Raw genomic sequence first — 18,576 nt, forward strand, 5'->3', positions numbered from 1 at the left:
CTTAAGTCCGTTATAATGTAAAAGAATTAAAGTAATTAATTAAAGGAACGTTGATTAGAATGAAAGTAGAAAATCCAACTTTATTTATTATTTTCGGTGGTTCAGGTGACTTAGCTCATCGAAAACTATATCCAGCATTATTTAACTTGTACCGTAATGGTTATATCAACGAGAAGTTTGCCGTAATCGGAACTGCTAGAAGAGACTGGAGTGACGACTTTTTTAGAGATACCGTTAAGGAATCATTGAAGAAGTTCTGTGAAGATGAAAAAACTGTCGATGAATTTATCGGGCATTTTTATTATCAATCACATGATGTTAATGACTCTGAACACTATATAATTCTTAAGAAACTAGCCCAAAAGCTCAATGATCAATATGAATTAGAAGATAATCGTGTTTATTACATGGCCATTGCCCCATCGCTATTTGGAACCGTGGCAGGTCATATTAAATCAGAAGATTTGATGACCAAAAACGGCTTCAATCGATTGGTTATTGAAAAACCATTTGGACATGATTTTGAGTCGGCAAAAGCCTTGAATGACGAGATTTCTCAGACTTTTGATGAACAACAAATCTATCGAATCGACCATTACTTAGGTAAAGAAATGGTTCAAAATATTCCAGTGCTCCGCTTCAATAATCCGGTTTTTGAAACTATTTGGAACAAGGACTATATTTCTAATGTGCAAGTGACACTTGCCGAATCCTTAGGAGTTGAAGAACGTGGTGGTTACTATGATGGTACTGGTGCCTTGAGGGATATGGTTCAAAATCATATCATGCAAATCTTGGCGCAATTGACCATGGAAAAACCTAATGAATTCACTTCACAAAAAGTCCATGAATCAAAGAAAGCATTGTTTGCTAGCTTGAAGATGTTAACTCCTGATGAAGTTGATGCTAATTTTGTGCGTGGCCAATATGGAACTAATCAAAATCAAACGCAAATTTCATATCGTGAAGGTTTGAATATTGATCCTGATTCAGAAACCGAAACTTATGTTGCTGGTAAAGTGATGTTTGATAACGATACTTTCAAAGGCGTTCCATTCTATGTTAGAACAGGTAAACGTATGCCTGAGAAGAGTACGAGAATTGATATTGTCTTCAAAAAAGAAGTTAAAAACATCTTCCCAACTCTTGATACTGATGCAATTAAAGAAAATGTTTTCTCAATTATCATTGAACCCGACCAAGGTTATGAATTATTAATGAATGGAACTAAAGTGGGAATGAATTTTGAAACCACAGCTTTTGATATGGCCTACAAGCATACCAATGCCCAATTAGACCAAGTTCCTGAAGCTTACGAACGCCTATTAATTAACGTTCTTGATGGTGATCAGACTAACTTTACTCATTGGGACGAATTGTTAAGTACTTGGAAGTATATTGATGTTATTCGTCAAAAATGGGACGAGACACCAATTAGTTTTCCTAATTATCGTTCTGGCTCGGTTGGGCCTAAGGATGCTGATGAGTTATTATCCAAAGATGGTAATAGTTGGTTCTGGCAAGGTTAGAAGTGACGGAGAGTGTCCATGAGCTTAGTTAAAATTCCAGTAGTGGTAAATACTAATCGCAAAATTTTACATGTTGACATGGATGCTTTTTATGCTTCAGTAGAAGAGCGGGAACATCCTGAGTTCAAGCAAAAAGCTTTAGTGATTGCTCATGATCCTAGAAAGAACAATAACCATGGGGTAATTACCACCGCAAATTACAATGCTCGTAAATACGGAGTTAACTCCGCTATGCCTTCACAAAAGGCGGTTGAATTAATTCCTAAGTCAGAGCTAGTTTTTACTGATCCTAACTTCTCTTTATATCGTCAAGTTTCGGATCAAATTCATGATATTTTCAAAGATGTGACCGATATTTATCAATCCGTGGCATTGGATGAAGCTTATCTAGATATCACCGATAATAAGCTGAAACAAGATAGTGCTATCAAAGTGATGCAGTATATTCAATCACGAATTTATAAAGAAACGCGGTTGACCTGTTCCATTGGAATCTCGTATAATAAGTTCCTTGCCAAAATGGCATCTGACTATGCTAAACCTTTTGGGCGAACGCTGGTATTACCTGAGCATGCTGTTGATTTTTTAAGTGAAATTCCTATTGAAAAGTTCAACGGTATCGGTAAGAATATGCAGTCAAAACTGCATGACATGGGTGTTTATACCGGTAAGGACCTCCAGAATCTAGGCCAAGACATCTTCTTAGATCGATTTGGTAAATGGGGTTACATCATGTACCAGCATTGCCATGGAATGGACAACAGTGCAGTTGAAGCCAATCGAGTTAGAAAGTCCGTTGGGAAAGAACAAACCTATAACAAACCTTTGATTAAAGATGAAGAAGTTTATCATCAGATGAGTCAATTGAGCAAACAGGTCTATCAAATTCTTTCTAACCACAATCTTCAAGGTAAGACCGTGGTTATTAAAATAAGAACAACCGATTTTGAAACAGTCTCTAAGCGAAAAACCCTTAATAATTATTTGCATAGTGAACAAGAAATTTATAATACGGCTCAAGAATTATTTGATGAATTAGGGCTTGAGAACTTCCAATTAAGATTGGTTGGTGTTACGGTAACTACAATCGATGAGTTCGGTTTTGAAGAATTACCGTTGAAACTATTTGAGGAATAATATGATTACAGAAGAAATAAAAACAACAATTGAAAAATACGACAAGATTATTGTCCATCGTCATGCTAATCCTGACCCAGATGCATTGGGATCGCAAAGGGCTATAGCGCTATCCCTACGCAAAACTTTTCCTAATAAAACAATCTTGATGGCTGGTAATTCAGTTGGTGACTTGAATTGGTTATCCGAAATGGACAACGTTACTGAAGAAGATTATCAAGGCTCATTGGTGATTGTAGTTGATACAGCCAACACACCAAGAATCAGTGGTGAAGATTATGATAAAGGTGATTTCTTAATTAAAATAGATCATCATCCTGATAATGACCAATATGGCGATTTACGTTATGTCTTAGAACACGCCTCATCATGTTCAGAAATTATGTTTGACTTGTTGCAATCTTGGAATTTTGTAATTGACGAAGAGGTTGCAAATGCCATCTATGCTGGAATTGTTGGTGATACAGGAAGATTCATGTATGATTCAACCTCCGCCCATACTTTTGCGATTGCCAGTCACTTAATGGAACTCAAGGCAGATTTGCCAAGAATTAATCAAAGACTAAGTGAAGTAACTTTGCAACAAGCAAAACTTCAAAGTAGTGTCTACGATTACTTACAAATCGATGATAGTGGCGCTGCTTGGGCAATTATTACACAAGCAGACTTGCAGAAACTAGGTGTAACTACCGAACAAGCACATGCTGTTGTTTCTACACCAGGTCGTTTAAAAGGAGTTGTTTCTTGGGTAATTGCAGTTGAGAAACAAGCTCCAGAAACTGGTTTTAGAATTCATTATCGTTCTAAAGGACCAGTGATTAACACCTTGGCAATGAAACACGATGGTGGTGGACATATGTTGGCTAGTGGAGCTAACGCAGCTGATGAACAAGAAGTTCAGACCATCGTTTCAGAATTAATCGAAGTCGTTAAAAATTATAAATAGGAGAATTAATGTGGCTACAGCCTTCAAATCAATGGGATTCAAAGATTTTATTAATCAATCCCTAACCGAAATACATTTTCAAGAAGCAACGCCAGTCCAAGAAAAAGTCATTCCTTTAGTTCGTAAGGGACATGATTTAGTTGTGCAATCGCAAACAGGTAGTGGTAAGACTCATGCCTACTTATTACCTATTTTTGATCGGCTAGAGCACAGTAAAGACAATCAAGTTGTCATTACTTCACCTAGTCGTGAGTTGGCATATCAAATTTATGATGACACCACTCAGATTGCTAAGAACGACGATTTTTCTGTCAGCAACTATGTCGGTGGAACTGATAAACAACGCCAAGAACAAAAACTGGCTAATTCTCAACCTGAAGTAGCAATTGGAACTCCAGGAAGGTTGCTTGATTTAATTAAAAACAAGCATCTTAGAGTTGATGAAACCAAAGTCCTAGTCATTGATGAAGCAGACATGACTTTAGATATGGGCTTCTTAGATGACGTGAACGAACTAGCAAGTTTCATGAATGATGATTTACAAATTCTAGTTTTCTCAGCTACTATTCCTGAGAAACTTCAACCATTCTTGAAGAAATATCTAACACAACCTAAGTTTATCGTGATTGATAATCCAGATGTAGTTAGTGAGAATGTAGAAAATTGGTTGATTTCCAGTCGTGGACAAGATAAACATCAGATGATTTATCAGATATTGACGGTTGGACAACCATTCTTGGCTTTGATTTTTGCTAACACAAAAACCGAAGTTGATAATATTTATGACTATTTAGTTCATCAAGGATTAAAAGTTGCCCGAATCCATGGTGGACTAACACCTCGTGAACGTAAGCGAACAATGAAACGTATTGAGAATATGGAGTATCAATATGTTGTGGCAACCGATTTGGCTGCTCGGGGAATTGATATTAATGGAATTTCTCACGTTGTTAATGCCGAAATTCCTGAGAATCTTGAATTCTTCATTCATCGTTCAGGACGTACAGGTCGTAACAAACTTTCCGGAATTGCGATTACACTTTATGATACAAGTGACGAAGCAAAACTTGCTGCTTTAGAAAAAATGGGAATTAAGTTCCAACCTAAAGAGATTACTAAAAATGGTATTAAAGATACTTACCAAAGAAATCGTCGTCAGCAAAGATCAGCAACTACCGAAAAATTATCTACTTCAATGCGTGGCTTGGTTAAGAAACAAAAGGTCAAGAGAAAACCAGGTTACAAGAAGAAGATTAAGAACGCTATTTCGGAAGAAAAACGTAAGAATAAGAAAATTGCCATGCGCCAAGAGCAACGAGCATTACGGAAGAAGAAAAAACAAGATAATCAAACGTATTAAATTATGTTGACTTTTCCTAGTCTCACACTTATTCTTTTAATTGGATATGTTATTCAAAATAGCTTTGTAGAGAGGGCATGGTTGGTGTGAATGTCTAAGTTGATTTGAAGAAACGCTACCGGTTAATAATAATTAAATAACTGTCTAAAGAGGCAAACGACTGAGTCGTTGCAAACAGGGTGGTACCGCGCACGGGCGTCCTTGTAAGCAGGGACTCTTTTTTTATTTTTGGAGGTAAATATGAATAAACTAACAAGTGCAGAAATTCGTCAATCATTCTTAGATTTTTTCAAGAGTAAGAATCATGATATCGAACCAAGTGCTTCATTAATTCCGGTTGATGACCCAACTTTATTGTGGATCAATTCAGGAGTTGCTACTTTAAAGAAATATTTTGATGGTTCAGTAGTTCCTAAGAATCCAAGAATTGCTAATGCTCAAAAATGTATTCGTACAAACGATATCGAGAACGTTGGTAAGACAGCTCGTCATCAAACTTTTTTTGAAATGCTCGGAAACTTTTCAGTTGGTGACTATTTCAAAGAAGATGCTATCAAGTGGGCTTGGGAATTTTTAACCAGTGATGAATGGATAGGACTTGATACTGACAAAATGTATGTCACCGTTTACCCTAAGGATACTGAAGCATATCGTATTTGGCACGAAGTAATTGGCTTAGATGATACCAGAATTTTCAAAGTTGAAGACAATTTCTGGGATATTGGTGAAGGACCATGTGGACCTGATACCGAGATTTTCTATGACCGTGGTCAAGAGTTCAATAATGTCTCTGAAGATGATCCTGAGAACTATCCTGGTGGCGAAAACGAACGTTATTTAGAAGTTTGGAATGTTGTTTTCTCTGAATTAAACCATTTACCTGATGGTTCATATGTTGAACAACCTCATAAGAACATTGATACGGGCATGGGATTTGAACGTCTAGTTTCAGTTATTCAAGAAGCTGAAACTAACTTCGAAACTGACTTATTCATGCCATTGATTAAGAAAGTTGAAGAATTAAGTGACCATAAGAAATACGGCGTTGATAAGAAAGATGATATTTCATTCAAAATCATTGCCGATCATGCAAGAACCGTCTCATTTGCTGTTGGTGATGGAGCACTTCCTTCAAATGAAGGTCGAGGATATGTTATCCGTCGTCTAATCAGACGTGCTGTGTTGAATGGTAAGAAACTCGGAATTGATGGCTCATTCTTGTATCAATTAGTCGGAATCGTTGGCGACATTATGGCTAGTTATTATCCAGAAATTAATAATCAACAAGACTTCATTGAAAAAGTTATTAAGTCTGAAGAAGAACGTTTTGCTAATACTTTGACCGAGGGATTGGAACTACTAAACGGCGTAATTGACGACCTAAAAGCTAATAAGCAAACCGAAATTTCTGGTGAAGATGCCTTCAAGCTCTTTGATACGTACGGATTTCCATACGAAATGACCGAAGAAGCTGCTCATGATGAAGGCTTCACGGTTGATAGAGCTAAGTTTGATGCTGAAATGAAGAAACAAAAAGAACGTGCACGTGCTGCTCGTGGTAATTTACAATCAATGGGTTCACAAGATGAAGTATTGATGGGTATCAAAACTGAAAGTGAATTCGTTGGCTACCATGACAACTATGAAGTTGACGATGCCAAATTAGTCGATATTATTGTGGATGATACATTGGTAGATGCTACTAACGCCAAGAATGCTCAATTAATCTTTGATCGCACACCATTTTATGCTGAAATGGGTGGGCAAGTTGCCGATCACGGTAATATTTTTGATCAAGATGGTAATTTAGTGGCTCGTGTTGAAGATGTTCAACATGCACCAAATGGACAAAACTTGCACTTTGTTGAAGTGGTTACTGAATTGAATTTGAATGAGAAATATCAACTTAAGATTGATGTTTCGTTCCGTCAAAAAGTTCGTCGTAATCACACAGCTACTCATTTGTTAGATCAAGCACTTAAAGATGTGGTGGGTGAACATACTCACCAAGCTGGTTCATTGGTTGAACCTGACTATCTTCGTTTCGACTTTGCTAGTTTAGAAGCCGTTACTCCACAACAAATTGCTGAAATCGAACAAATTGTAAATGAAAAAATTTGGGCAGAAATTCCCGTTGTAACGACTGAAACCGACTTAGATTCGGCAAAAAAAATGGGTGCAATTGCGCTCTTTGATGACAAATATGGTTCAGTTGTTCGAGTAGTTCAAGTGGGTGATTATTCAATGGAATTATGTGGTGGAACTCACGCTGAGAACACTGCCGAACTAGGATTGTTCAAGATTAAATCTGAATCAGCTGTAGGTGCTGGTGTTCGAAGAATTGAAGCAGTTACTTCAAAAGAAGCCTATGAATTCTTAAATGAACGTCTTGCTTTATTAAACCAGACAGCTGATGCTCTTAAAGTAACTCAAGTTAAAGAAACACCTGCCAAAGCTCAACAAGTTATGAGTGACTTAAAAGATGAACAAAGAAATGTTGCTAATCTAAAAGCTCAATTTGTTTCTCAACAAGCCCAAGGAATTTTTGATGAAACGACTGAAATCAATGGTTATTCAACAATTATTAAATTAGCTCCTGTAGATGATATGAATGGATTAAGAAAACTTGCCGATGATTGGAAGAATAAGCAAGCTTCAGATTTATTAGTCTTAGGTGCTAAGTCAAAAGATAAAGCTAATCTAATTGTGGCAGTATCGCCAAAAGCTATGGAACAAGGGCTTAAAGCTGGTGACATTATTAAGAAAATTGCACCATTTATCGATGGTGGCGGTGGTGGTCGAAATGATATGGCCCAAGCCGGTGGCAAGAATCCTAATGGATTTGATCAAGCATTTAACGCTGTTAAAGATATACTTTAGCCGGTCAACATTTGTTAAAATTGCCAAAATCAGGTAAAATCTGTTTAAGTGTAAAAGGAGGTGTGTTGGTTTGAGTTCATTAGATAAAACAATGAGTTTTCAATTTAACGAAAATAACAATCAAGATGTACATGCCACGTTAGAAAAAGTTTATGGGGCGCTTCAAGAAAAAGGATATAATCCAATTAATCAAATAGTTGGATATTTACTATCTGGTGATCCTGCTTACATACCCAGAAATAACGATGCTCGTAATTTGATTTTGAAACACGAACGTGATGAAATCATTGAAGAACTAGTTAAAAGCTACTTAGGCAAGGACAATAACTAATGCGATTATTAGGACTAGATGTTGGTTCAAAGACCGTAGGAGTTGCTGTTAGTGACTTACTAGGTTGGACTGCTCAAGGTGTTGAAATAATTCCTATCAACGAAGATAAGGACATTTTTGGTCTGGATCGATTAAAAGAATTGATTGATCAATATGAAGTTGGCGGAATTGTCTTAGGATTGCCCAAGAACATGAATAATTCCTTAGGTGAACGAGCAGTCAAATCTCAAGAATATGGAAAAATGATTGAAGATAACTTTCATTTACCAATTGACTTCATTGATGAACGACTCACAACTGTGCAAGCAGAGCGAATGTTAATTGATGAAGGAAATGTTTCTCGTAAAAAAAGAAAACAAGTAATTGATAAACTAGCCGCTGTAATGATTTTGCAGAATTACTTGGATGCAAAAGGAAAGCTAACTCAATAGGTGAAAAAATGACAGAAGAAGATCGTTTTGTAGAAGTTACCAACGAAGACGGTACAACCCAAACTTTAAAAATAACTACTGTAATTCCTGCTTCAGAGAAATTCGATAAAGAATTTATCATTCTCGAAGACATGGAAGAAAATGAAGATGGTGAGATTTATTACTATCCATATTCATTTGAAGCTGAAAATGAAGACAACGGAAAATTAATTCCCGTTGAAGATGAAGAAGAATTAGAAATGATTGACGGAGTGATTGAAGCAATTACTGAGATTGATGACGAAGAATAATTAGTCTTCATTTTAATTCGTAAGTCAAAAGTCAGCCGTTAGGCTGGCTTTTTTTATAAAGGACAAGACATGAATAATAAAATTTTAGAGACTCTAGAATTTAATAAAATAACTGAAAACATTATGAACTATACGGTTACCGAAATGGGTAGTCACAAAGCTCAAACAATAAAACCTCTGACTGATCAAACAAAAATTCAAGAACTAGTTGATGAAACTTTTGATGGAGCTACAATTACTCGTCTTGATAAGATGATCCCCATTCGTAAGTTAACTAATATTAATGAACCACTCAAACGATTAGAGATGGAAGGGACTTTGAGTAGTACCGAACTATCATTAATCGCTCAGCAATTAGTTAATGTAGTCGAAGTGAAAAGATTCTTTGCCAACTTATTGGATGAAGAAAAAGACCTTGAATTCCGTCGAATTGACCAAATATTTGACAAACTAGTAACGATTCCTGAATTGAATGAACGTTTGAAACAATCGATTGCCGAAAATGGAGCAGTACTTGATACTGCTTCAACTCGATTAGGAAATATCAGAGCCAGTATCAAGTCGCTGAGTGACAATGTTAAACAAACTATGGAGAAGTACACTCGTAATGATTCAGCTAAGTACTTGAGTGAAGCAATCGTTACTCTGCGTGATGAGAGATTTGTTTTGCCAGTTAAGGCTGAATATCGCGGTAAATTTGGTGGTGTCATTCATGACCAAAGTGCTTCAGGACAAACGCTATATATTGAGCCGGCTAATGTGGTTGAGCAAAATAATAATATCAATCAAAAACGGGTTGATGAGAATAATGAAATTCAAAAGATATTACGGGATCTTTCTGAGTTAATTAAGCCATATATTGATGATTTAAGACTCAATAGTGATTTGATGGCAACATTAGATGTGATTAACGCAAAAGCTCGATACGCTAAGCAAATTAAAGCCACAGAACCAATTATTAACGAAAATGCAGTCGTTGATTTAAAACAAGCACGGCATCCATTAATTGACCAGAATAAAGTTGTCGCTAATGATATTAAAATTGGTGAAGATTATTCAGTAATCGTCATTACTGGACCCAATACTGGTGGTAAGACAATAACGCTTAAGACATTGGGATTATTACAGTTAATGGCTCAATCAGGGATGTTTATTCCTGCTCGTGAGAATAGTGAAGTAGCGATTTATGAAGATGTGTTTGCCGATATCGGTGATGAACAATCAATTGAACAAAATCTAAGTACTTTCTCATCACACTTCACCAACATCATTGAAATTTTCAAACAAGTAAATAGTCAGTCACTTGTATTATTTGATGAATTAGGTGCAGGAACTGACCCTCAAGAAGGAGCAGCTTTGGCAATCGCAGTTTTGAAGAAGATGATTGCTAAAAAGACTGCGGTTGTTGTGACCTCTCATTATCCAGAACTAAAACTATTTGCCTATGAAAATTCAGAAACCATTAATGCAAGTATGGAGTTTGACCTAGAAACTTTACAACCAACCTATAAGTTCTTATTAGGGGTACCGGGCTCAAGTAATGCGATTGATATCGCCGAGAAATTGGGATTGGATGAGGATGTAGTTGTAGATGCGCGTAATTTGATTGATGACCAGAGTCAAGAACTCAATAATATGATTAAGTCATTAGAAGATGAGCGCAAACAGTTTGTAGCTAATAATGAACAACTAAATCAAACCTTAGCTAATAATCAAACGAAGCAAGAAGACTTGGATAACAAACTATCCAAGATTGACCAAATGCAAGATGATGCATTGGTTAAAGCCAATAAAAAAGCGGATGAAGTTGTTGCTAAAGCAATTAAAAAATCTGAAAAAATCATTGCTGACTTACGTCAACTCCAATTGGATAAAGCCACAGTCAAGGAAGATAAATTAATTGCTGCAAAAAGTAATTTGAACAGTTTAAGACCTGATGCGGCTTTATTGAAGAATAAAGTTCTGAGAAAAGCTAAGAAGAAACAAATTATCAAACCGGGTGATGAGGTCAAAGTCTTAACCTATGGTCAATATGGAACAGTTCTCTCCAAGACCAAAGATAACAAGTTTGAAGTTCAACTAGGAATTCTAAAAATGAAAGTTGATCCAGATGATCTTGAAAAACAAGCGCCAGAAAAACAACAGCAACCAAAGAAGATTCGTTCAACATTCAAGAAAACAACCAAAGCAACTTCTGGACAATTAGATCTTCGAGGAATGCGTTACGATGAAGCAATGCAAGCACTTGATAAGTATTTAGATCAAGCAATCTTACAAGGTTATGGACAAGTAACTATTGTTCACGGACGAGGAACCGGAGCAATCAGAAATGGTGTGACCGAATATTTGAAACGTCATCGCCAAGTGAAACACTTCGAATATGCCCCTGATTCGGCTGGTGGAAGTGGTGCAACAATTGTTGAATTTAAATAAATAAAAAAACACCATAAAGTAATTGATACTTTAGGTGTTTTTTTGTTGTTCAAAATTAATTATTCGAGTCTTTATTAGTTGTTTGCAAAATTTCTAAAAAATTTTTTGAAATTTTCTCACGGTTTTTTAATGGCAGGCTTTTTAGGTACTTCACTAATTCAGGTGTATAAATTTCCTCAGGATTAAATTCCTCATTGTCATCAAATAAATCTGTAATTTTCAAATCCAGAGCATCACAAAGTCTTAATAATTTGTCTAAACTAATATTGGTATTTACATTTCGTTCAAATTTTGAAAGAAAACTATCACTTAGATCTGCTTTTTCAGCTGCTTTTGGAATGGATAAGTTCAAAGAAATCCTTCGTTCTCTAATAATTTTCGCAATATCAGGCATATACTCTGCTCCCAGTCATTTGTATTATTACTTAACCATAATCGGTAATGATTTAGCGTCAAAGAGAACATAATGCTTTATTTTTGAAATAAAGGTGGAATATAATGCTTTATTTGTGATAAAATAATTTTGTAAGTATTTACTTATATACTACTTTCGGAGGAAGACTATATGCTTACTAGAAAACAAGTAAGAAAAATGAAGCGCAATAATAGAACTAAAAAAGTTATTACTACTAGTGCATTAACACTTGGAGTTGGATTAGGTTTAGCAGCTTTTAATTCAAACAAGGTTAGTGCTGCTACAACAACGTGGACAGCTAACTCAATTTCTACAATTCAATCAGCTTTGAAATCGGAAGGGTCAGCACCATACACCATTAAATGGGGTGACACTCTTTCAACAATCGTTGAAGCTGCTAAGAAAAATGGTGTTGAAACATCTGTTGAGAAATTGGCTCAAATCAACAAAATTGCCAATGTAGATTTGATTTATGCTGGCAACAAGCTTTGGTTTAACGCTAAAGATGGTTCTGTGACTGTCCAAAATAGTGATGGGACAAACAATATCTATAATGTGGGAAAAGGTACAGGTTCATCAAATACTGGTAATACTACAAACGGTGGTAAGGGTTCTGCAACAACTCCATCAAAACCAGGTAACGGCAGTTCAAATGGTGGTTCAACAACCAACCCATCAAATCCTGGAAACAATGGTTCAAATAATGGCGGTGGAACTACTAATCCTGGAGGGAATGACAACGGTGGAAACAATAATGGTGGTGGAAATGTAACACCTCCACAAAATAACATTTATACACCAAATGCTAATGCAATCAAACAAAATTTGATGTCATTAATTAATTTGTCTGCCAATGGTAAGTATTGGGGTATTCCAACAGGGAAAGCACCTTCAGGTGCTGATTGGATTTCAACAGCTCAACATTTAAGTGCATACGGAAATAGTGATAACTACACTTCTGATATGGCTGTTGCAAAGCAATTATATTCAACATTCATCCAAGATAATCTGACTGACCCATCATATGTTTCAGCTAACATCTCAAATATTGAGGTAACAGGTACTGTAGATAAGAACACCCATAAAGGTATGATTACAGTTAAAGATGTGACTATTGATTGGTATGCAGATCCATTCTATGGATTGGATATGTAATTCAATCAAAAATAATATGTTTAAAAACACTGACTCGTGTGAGTGAGTGTTTTTTTAAGAAAAAGTGGAGGATGACATGTTTGTTTTTATTATATTTGTAATATTAGTTGTAGCTTTCTTCTATTTCAGAAAACCAAGATATAGAGTTGTTTTGACTGATCCAATAACGGGATATAGGAAATATCTAGCTGAGGTTGATGGAATTAATAATAGCTTTAATTACAGTACTGAGGAAAAATCTGCAATCATTTTTTCTGATGTCAATCGTGCTATTCAATTTATTAGTGGTGTAAATGATAATGCTAAACCAACAATCGAATATAAAAAAAATTTTGGCTGGAAAAAATATAATAATCAAAATCAATAAGAATTTAAAGAAGAATCTGCCTTTAAGGGTAGATTCTTTTCTAAATTTTGAAAAGGTAGGAGAATGTAGTGACATATAGAGATCAATATGGTAATGAATATGAAAGAATAAATTCAAGTGGTGGAGGCTGTATTATTGGGTTAGTTGTATTCTTTACAATTATTGGATACATTTTGAAAATAGGATTCCAATTAGCAGTCCTTTTAATCCCAATAGTTCCTATGTGGCTCCTTTTATATAAAGTGAAAGTAGTTAAGAGTTCCTTGAATAAGTTCAAAAGATTAGTGTTATTGCTTTGGTTTTCTTGGGATTATTTATTAACAATGATGCCTAAGTTTACGGAAGCACTGAGCAATATGAATATGGGGATAGATATTAATTATTACGATATGTACAATTTCATTGCTTTAACTTATAAACCTTTTTTATTTACTCTAGTAGCTATTGGCCTAATAGCATTTGACATGTTTCAGCTAAAAAATAGAGGATTGAATTATTGGTCTGGTTTAAGAAAGAATAATTCATCAGTTGATGAGAGATTGATTGGTTATTCAATGTTTATCTTGTTATTTACATTTGCAATTTTTTGCAATATGAAGTTTTTATTTGTTATTCCATATTTTCCAGATAATAGATTAGCTACGTTATTGACCAATCTATATATTAATTCATTCATTGTCACAATCATTGGCTACTTTGTAATGAAAAAAAATTTATTATCAGATATTAAAAACAAGTAGGAGAGTAGGCATGAAAAAAACTTTTTATATGGTTTTAGGAATACTTTTAACGGTCTCTTTGTCAGCATGTGATAATGGCTCTAACAAAGCGAGTTCAAAACGTGAGAATAAAACTTCCGCAATTTTAAAAAAGAAAAAAGAAGTAACGAAAAAGAAAACTGAAAATATCAATACTAAAATGAATTTTGATCAAATTATGAATGGTAATTTCAGTAGTTTAAAAGGAACGTGGCATTTATCCGCAACTGAGCAAAAAGGAACGATTAATTTTGCAAGCGATCAAGGCGCACCAATTCAAATTACTGGTGATACTATTGTGACCGATGCCATTTCACTAAACAAACAAGGATTAAAGGATACTAACGGAGTTCATCCCATAGTTTTTAAAGAGGACAAAGGCTCATTAGTTACGAATTTAAAAGATGAAGATAGTGTTTCTATTAATTGGTCCGTTACTTTTTATCCTGCGGGAACAACGGATACATATATAGATACGAATGATAAAGGTACAAATTCTAAAAATACAATTGTGATTTGGACTAGCAACAACAATTTTAGTGAAGTATTTGTACAAGATTCAGCAACTAAATAACTTAGGAGAAAATATAATTATGAAAGAAAAACTTTTAGAAAATAAAAAAGCAGTAATAGGTATTATTGCTGCATTGATTGTGGTAATTGCATTCATTGGAATATCAAAATATAACGCGAGTAGAATAGAAGGTTCTTATACTGGAAAAATTACAGTACTATTCTCAACTAGCAAGGATACGATGACTTTTTCAAAAGATAAAACACTTAAAGAGGGCAATAATAAAGGAACATACGAAATCGAAGGTAATACTTTAAGAATTGAATTTGACGAAGGCACAACAATGAAAGCAAAACTTTCTAAAGATAGAAAATCATTTGTTATAAAATCAGCTAGTGGATTGACCAGCATGATTGAGGGTACAAAATATATCAAGAATAAATAAAAAAATTGTCGAAGCAAATTTTAATGATATTCTAATTTAAGCATTTTAATTGTAATTTTTTTAAATTTAAATATAATTGCTTTTGAGGTGAAAATTATGGTAGAAGAAATTTTAGATAAAGACTATGACAAATTAACAGGTGAAGGCTTAGTCTTCACAGACTTCTGGGCAACTTGGTGTGGCCCATGTAGAATGCAATCGCCAGCTGTTGAAGCATTGGCAGAAGACAATGATGATATCAAATTCTTCAAGATGGACGTTGATGAGAATCCTGAAACTCCAAATAGTTTGGGAATCAAAGCAATTCCAACAATGACTTTGAAAAAAGATGGTAAAGTTGTAGAAACAATTGTTGGTTATCATAGCAAAGAACAACTTGCTGACATTATCAGTAAATATAGATAAACAAAAAAGCCTGGATATCCAGGCTTTTTTTATTTGACTTCAGATTTGTGATCAATATCGATAGAGATTACCACTGACTTAGATTTTAAATTAATAGAAGAAATGCAATAAGAATTAGTAATTGTTTGGACGAACTCACATAAGAATCCAGTTTCTAAATCAAATTCGGGGTGCTCAGCTTGAAGACGGCTGATGACGATATCCCCTGATAAAATGAATTCGAAATGCTTGGTAGCTGATTTTTTAACTTCCAGTTGTCCAAATCCAGAATTCTCAAAAAAGTTAATTAGTTCTTCTTCGTTTTGTATTTCGTCGAGAAAGTTAGTAAAAAGTTTTTTTCCTTCCCAATAAAGTATTTCTTTTGTGTCATTTCCCAATATATCAGGAAGAACAACATCTCTAAGGATATTATTATTCATCAATAGTTATCTCCGTGTATTTGTTATTACTAATTATATACTAATTATCACATTCCGACAAAGCTTGATTTTTCAAAGAAAAACATGAGATAAAAAAATAATTTTATCTTTTTGTAACATTTTTGTAACATTTCTGTAATCTTGTGGTATTATATGACTGTAAATAAGAAAACGAATACATACAAGGAGGTACAATTCGATGTTTACAAAAAAATCATTTGTTAATTACGCAATTATAACCTTAATGTCGGCAACGATATTAGGACCATTTGTTTCAACTGCAGCAACAGTTAGAGCTGATGTTGCAGAATCTCCATCAACTAATGCTACTGAAGAAGTATTGGATAATACTCAAGTAGAAAATAGTAAGAATGAAAAAACTAGCGAAGTTAAAGTTGATAAATCAGCTTTGAAATTGGCTTTGGATAGAGCGGCGAATATAAGTGATGAGTTTACTCAGAATTTGTCCCAACTTGATGATGTAATCAATGAAGCAAAAACTGTGATGGCAGATGAGTCAGCGACTCAACCAGAAGTTGATAGCAAAACTCAAGAACTCAACACGGCAATCGACAAAGTTAATGGACAAGCTGACAAATCGAAACTAGAAATAGCTATGAATGATGCAGCAAAAGCAAATTCGGGTATCTATACGGAATCATCAGCTAAGAAAGTTACCGCCGCATGGAACGAAGGTTTTACTATCATGAATGATAGTAGTGCAACTCAAGAGCAAGTTGATGCAGTTACACAAAAAATTAATGATGCAGTTGGCATGTTAATTACTCAGGAAAGTTATAACAACTTAATAGTAGCAGTTAATACTGGAATGGAGTTGTATTACAAAAAAGCTCCGAAAGACTATCCTTATACCAGCATTTGGATGGAACTCAATGGGTTTATAGAAAATGCCTATGATACGCTACTAGATATTGATAACCAGGACCAAGCTTCGGTTGATTCAGCAACAAAGAACCTTAATGCGGTAATAGCAAAAGTTAACGCTACGGAATCAACAAATAATCAAGTAGCAACTACAACAGTGAAGACTACTAAAGAAGCTCCAAAAACTTTGCCACAAACTGGCGAAGCAAATACTCAAGACTTGACTTTGATGGGAATCGTTGGTTTAGCTTTAACAGCAGTTTTAGGATATGTTGGTTTGAGTCGTAAGAAAAATTAATTTAATAGCAGCAAATAAAGGGTTCTTAATCGTAAAGATTGAGGCTTTTTATTTTGCTTCACAACCAGTTATACTATTAATGACCGATTGCTCTTAAATAAGTGGTAAAATATAATTTCAGATTATGAAAGCGAGGAAACGTCAGTGACTAATAATCAACCGATTGGAGTCTTGGACTCAGGTATTGGTGGGTTGACTGTGTTGAAGCAATTAATGCAGCAACTACCTAATGAAAAATATATTTTTATTGGCGACCAAAAACGTTTGCCATATGGTGCGAAAGCTAAGCAAGAAGTGATTGATTGTACTCGTGAGCTAGTGCAATTTTTTATTGAAAAAAACGCTAAATTAATTGTGTATGCTTGTAACACGGCAACTGCTCAAGCAATGGAAACTTTACAAAAAGAATTCGATATACCAATGATTGGCGTAATTCAATCAGGGAGTGAGGAAGCTGTTAAGCAAACTCAACAAAAAGTTGGTGTCATTGCAACAGTGGGTACAATTGATTCTCGAAGCTACGAAGAAAAGATTAAGCAGCTTAATCCTGATTTGACTGTTTATGCCAAAGCTACACCTGATTTCGTACCAATGATTGAGAATAATCAGATTGATACAACTCTTATTGCAGAGAATCTTCACTATTTCGATGATAAGAATATCGAAAGTTTGGTTCTGGGTTGTACTCATTATCCAATTATTGCCCAACAAATTGATGATTACTTTGGCGGACGAGTAAAAATTATCGACCCAAGTCTTCAAACAGCCGTAACGACACTTAATTATTTAACTGAAAATAATATGTTGGGTAATAATTCCGAACCAGCAGATTTTTATACCACTGATGATCCTCAAAGATTCAATCAGGCAATTGAGATGATTTTGAATCTAAAACAAGTCAATTCTATGAAAGTGAATGTTGAAAAATAAGATGAAGAAAATAATTATTGCAACTAATAATGAAGGTAAAGCTGCCGAATTTGCCGAATTATTCAAAAAATATGGTGTTGAGATTGAGACTCTAAAAGACTATCCCGAAATCGGTGATATTCCTGAGAATGGAAGTACTTTTGAAGAAAATGCTAAAATCAAGGCACACACTATCACCAGAAAACTTCACTTGCCAGCTTTAGCTGATGACTCTGGGCTACAGGTAGATGCATTGCATGGACAACCAGGAATTTTCTCAGCTCGTTATGCCGGTGATCATGATTTTGCTGCCAACAACGCTAAGTTACTTTCTGAATTGGGTGGAGTTAGTTTGGAAGAGCGGACAGCTAGATTCGTTAGTACCTTAGTTTTAGCTCATCCAGATGATGAATCAAAAGATGTGATTGTTGAAGGTCATGTTGATGGTTTGATTGCAACTTTGCCATCAGGTGATGGAGGCTTCGGTTATGATCCATTGTTTTATATTCCGGAATTAGAAAAAACCATGGCCGAGATGACAATGAATGAGAAGAACGCTATCAGTCATCGTGCCAATGCTTTAGTAGAACTTGAGAAGAACATGCCTGATTGGATAAATTAATTTGTAGGTTCTAGCTTTTATGTTAAGATTTACTTGTAACTAATGGG

General features: G+C 35.0%; 20 protein-coding genes. 18 read left to right on the top strand and 2 right to left on the bottom strand.

All coding sequences use genetic code 11. From position 1 onward, the window contains the following. The first annotated feature begins 59 nt into the window (after positions 1-59). From zwf to Q2T76_RS07515, 9 genes are all read left to right on the top strand, one after another. Positions 60-1,529: a glucose-6-phosphate dehydrogenase gene (zwf, locus tag Q2T76_RS07475; protein WP_302084913.1), complete on the top strand. Its 1,470-nt coding sequence runs from the start codon at positions 60-62 to the stop codon at positions 1,527-1,529. 18 nt (positions 1,530-1,547) lie between these two features. Continuing rightward, positions 1,548-2,666 carry a DNA polymerase IV gene (gene dinB / locus Q2T76_RS07480; protein WP_302084914.1) on the top strand — a complete coding sequence of 373 codons (1,119 nt, stop codon included), beginning with the start codon at positions 1,548-1,550 and terminating at the stop codon, positions 2,664-2,666. A 1-nt stretch (position 2,667) separates the two neighbouring features. Further along, positions 2,668-3,612, top strand: coding sequence for a bifunctional oligoribonuclease/PAP phosphatase NrnA (locus Q2T76_RS07485; protein ID WP_302084915.1), 945 nt, complete (start codon positions 2,668-2,670; stop codon positions 3,610-3,612). Positions 3,613-3,643: 31 nt separating this feature from the next. Further along, positions 3,644-4,972, top strand: a complete 1,329-nt coding sequence (locus Q2T76_RS07490) for a DEAD/DEAH box helicase (RefSeq protein WP_302084951.1) — start codon at positions 3,644-3,646, stop codon at positions 4,970-4,972. 240 nt (positions 4,973-5,212) lie between these two features. Further along, a complete protein-coding gene (gene alaS / locus Q2T76_RS07495; protein ID WP_302084916.1) occupies positions 5,213-7,852 on the top strand; it encodes an alanine--tRNA ligase in 2,640 nt (879 codons plus the stop codon). Positions 7,853-7,922: 70 nt separating this feature from the next. After that, the gene (locus Q2T76_RS07500; protein ID WP_302084917.1) at positions 7,923-8,183 is read left to right on the top strand and encodes an IreB family regulatory phosphoprotein; all 261 of its coding nucleotides are present in this window, start codon (positions 7,923-7,925) and stop codon (positions 8,181-8,183) included. Further along, the gene (ruvX, locus tag Q2T76_RS07505) at positions 8,183-8,614 is read left to right on the top strand and encodes a Holliday junction resolvase RuvX (RefSeq protein WP_302084918.1); all 432 of its coding nucleotides are present in this window, start codon (positions 8,183-8,185) and stop codon (positions 8,612-8,614) included. The genes Q2T76_RS07500 and ruvX overlap by 1 nt, the downstream gene beginning before the upstream one ends. Positions 8,615-8,622: 8 nt before the next feature. Then, complete coding sequence (locus Q2T76_RS07510; RefSeq protein ID WP_302084919.1) at positions 8,623-8,904, top strand: DUF1292 domain-containing protein; 282 nt, start codon at positions 8,623-8,625, stop codon at positions 8,902-8,904. Between the two features lie 69 nt (positions 8,905-8,973). Then, positions 8,974-11,337 (top strand): endonuclease MutS2, encoded by a 2,364-nt coding sequence (locus tag Q2T76_RS07515; protein ID WP_302084920.1) that lies wholly within the window; start codon positions 8,974-8,976, stop codon positions 11,335-11,337. 55 nt (positions 11,338-11,392) lie between these two features. Here Q2T76_RS07515 and Q2T76_RS07520 read toward each other — a convergent pair whose 3' ends face one another. Next, entirely contained in the window at positions 11,393-11,731 is a 339-nt protein-coding gene (locus tag Q2T76_RS07520; protein WP_302084921.1) for a helix-turn-helix domain-containing protein, read from the bottom strand. 171 nt (positions 11,732-11,902) lie between these two features. Between Q2T76_RS07520 and Q2T76_RS07525 the strand changes: the two genes are divergently transcribed. The 6 genes from Q2T76_RS07525 to trxA all read left to right on the top strand — a co-directional run bounded on the left by Q2T76_RS07525 (position 11,903) and on the right by trxA (position 15,396). Further along, positions 11,903-12,907 (top strand): LysM domain-containing protein, encoded by a 1,005-nt coding sequence (locus tag Q2T76_RS07525; RefSeq protein WP_302084922.1) that lies wholly within the window; start codon positions 11,903-11,905, stop codon positions 12,905-12,907. A gap of 76 nt (positions 12,908-12,983) precedes the next feature. Next, complete coding sequence (locus Q2T76_RS07530; protein WP_302084923.1) at positions 12,984-13,274, top strand: hypothetical protein; 291 nt, start codon at positions 12,984-12,986, stop codon at positions 13,272-13,274. A 68-nt stretch (positions 13,275-13,342) separates the two neighbouring features. Continuing rightward, complete coding sequence (locus Q2T76_RS07535; RefSeq protein WP_302084924.1) at positions 13,343-14,014, top strand: hypothetical protein; 672 nt, start codon at positions 13,343-13,345, stop codon at positions 14,012-14,014. Between the two features lie 10 nt (positions 14,015-14,024). After that, positions 14,025-14,606: a DUF6287 domain-containing protein gene (locus tag Q2T76_RS07540; RefSeq protein WP_302084925.1), complete on the top strand. Its 582-nt coding sequence runs from the start codon at positions 14,025-14,027 to the stop codon at positions 14,604-14,606. A 19-nt stretch (positions 14,607-14,625) separates the two neighbouring features. Further along, on the top strand, positions 14,626-14,991 hold the full coding sequence (locus tag Q2T76_RS07545; protein WP_302084926.1) for a hypothetical protein: 366 nt from the start codon (positions 14,626-14,628) through the stop codon (positions 14,989-14,991). Between the two features lie 96 nt (positions 14,992-15,087). Next, positions 15,088-15,396, top strand: a complete 309-nt coding sequence (gene trxA / locus Q2T76_RS07550; protein ID WP_302084927.1) for a thioredoxin — start codon at positions 15,088-15,090, stop codon at positions 15,394-15,396. A gap of 29 nt (positions 15,397-15,425) precedes the next feature. Here the strand turns inward: trxA and Q2T76_RS07555 are convergent, their stop codons facing one another. Further along, positions 15,426-15,815 carry a DUF2507 domain-containing protein gene (locus Q2T76_RS07555; protein ID WP_302084928.1) on the bottom strand — a complete coding sequence of 130 codons (390 nt, stop codon included), beginning with the start codon at positions 15,813-15,815 and terminating at the stop codon, positions 15,426-15,428. 199 nt (positions 15,816-16,014) lie between these two features. On the opposite strand from Q2T76_RS07555, the gene Q2T76_RS07560 reads away from it, so the two are divergent. From Q2T76_RS07560 to Q2T76_RS07570, 3 genes are all read left to right on the top strand, one after another. Continuing rightward, on the top strand, positions 16,015-16,998 hold the full coding sequence (locus Q2T76_RS07560; RefSeq protein ID WP_302084929.1) for an LPXTG cell wall anchor domain-containing protein: 984 nt from the start codon (positions 16,015-16,017) through the stop codon (positions 16,996-16,998). A gap of 144 nt (positions 16,999-17,142) precedes the next feature. Next, entirely contained in the window at positions 17,143-17,928 is a 786-nt protein-coding gene (murI, locus tag Q2T76_RS07565) for a glutamate racemase (protein ID WP_302084930.1), read from the top strand. Position 17,929: 1 nt separating this feature from the next. Next, positions 17,930-18,529: an XTP/dITP diphosphatase gene (locus tag Q2T76_RS07570; protein WP_302084931.1), complete on the top strand. Its 600-nt coding sequence runs from the start codon at positions 17,930-17,932 to the stop codon at positions 18,527-18,529. Positions 18,530-18,576 lie beyond the last annotated feature (47 nt).

The sequence above is a fragment of the Lactobacillus sp. YT155 genome, from assembly GCF_030504545.1.
Classification (GTDB): domain Bacteria; phylum Bacillota; class Bacilli; order Lactobacillales; family Lactobacillaceae; genus BQUT01.

Bases quoted from the DNA above. Each gene is read 5' to 3' on its own strand.
- zwf (WP_302084913.1), top strand. From the start codon at position 60: ATGAAAGTAGAAAATCCAACTTTATTTATTATTTTCGGTGGTTCAGGT.
- dinB (WP_302084914.1), top strand. From the start codon at position 1,548: ATGAGCTTAGTTAAAATTCCAGTAGTGGTAAATACTAATCGCAAAATT.
- Q2T76_RS07485 (WP_302084915.1), top strand. From the start codon at position 2,668: ATGATTACAGAAGAAATAAAAACAACAATTGAAAAATACGACAAGATT.
- Q2T76_RS07490 (WP_302084951.1), top strand. From the start codon at position 3,644: ATGGGATTCAAAGATTTTATTAATCAATCCCTAACCGAAATACATTTT.
- alaS (WP_302084916.1), top strand. From the start codon at position 5,213: ATGAATAAACTAACAAGTGCAGAAATTCGTCAATCATTCTTAGATTTT.
- ruvX (WP_302084918.1), top strand. From the start codon at position 8,183: ATGCGATTATTAGGACTAGATGTTGGTTCAAAGACCGTAGGAGTTGCT.
- Q2T76_RS07510 (WP_302084919.1), top strand. From the start codon at position 8,623: ATGACAGAAGAAGATCGTTTTGTAGAAGTTACCAACGAAGACGGTACA.
- Q2T76_RS07515 (WP_302084920.1), top strand. From the start codon at position 8,974: ATGAATAATAAAATTTTAGAGACTCTAGAATTTAATAAAATAACTGAA.
- Q2T76_RS07520 (WP_302084921.1), bottom strand. From the start codon at position 11,731: ATGCCTGATATTGCGAAAATTATTAGAGAACGAAGGATTTCTTTGAAC.
- Q2T76_RS07525 (WP_302084922.1), top strand. From the start codon at position 11,903: ATGCTTACTAGAAAACAAGTAAGAAAAATGAAGCGCAATAATAGAACT.
- Q2T76_RS07530 (WP_302084923.1), top strand. From the start codon at position 12,984: ATGTTTGTTTTTATTATATTTGTAATATTAGTTGTAGCTTTCTTCTAT.
- Q2T76_RS07540 (WP_302084925.1), top strand. From the start codon at position 14,025: ATGAAAAAAACTTTTTATATGGTTTTAGGAATACTTTTAACGGTCTCT.
- Q2T76_RS07545 (WP_302084926.1), top strand. From the start codon at position 14,626: ATGAAAGAAAAACTTTTAGAAAATAAAAAAGCAGTAATAGGTATTATT.
- trxA (WP_302084927.1), top strand. From the start codon at position 15,088: ATGGTAGAAGAAATTTTAGATAAAGACTATGACAAATTAACAGGTGAA.
- Q2T76_RS07555 (WP_302084928.1), bottom strand. From the start codon at position 15,815: ATGAATAATAATATCCTTAGAGATGTTGTTCTTCCTGATATATTGGGA.
- Q2T76_RS07560 (WP_302084929.1), top strand. From the start codon at position 16,015: ATGTTTACAAAAAAATCATTTGTTAATTACGCAATTATAACCTTAATG.
- Q2T76_RS07570 (WP_302084931.1), top strand. From the start codon at position 17,930: ATGAAGAAAATAATTATTGCAACTAATAATGAAGGTAAAGCTGCCGAA.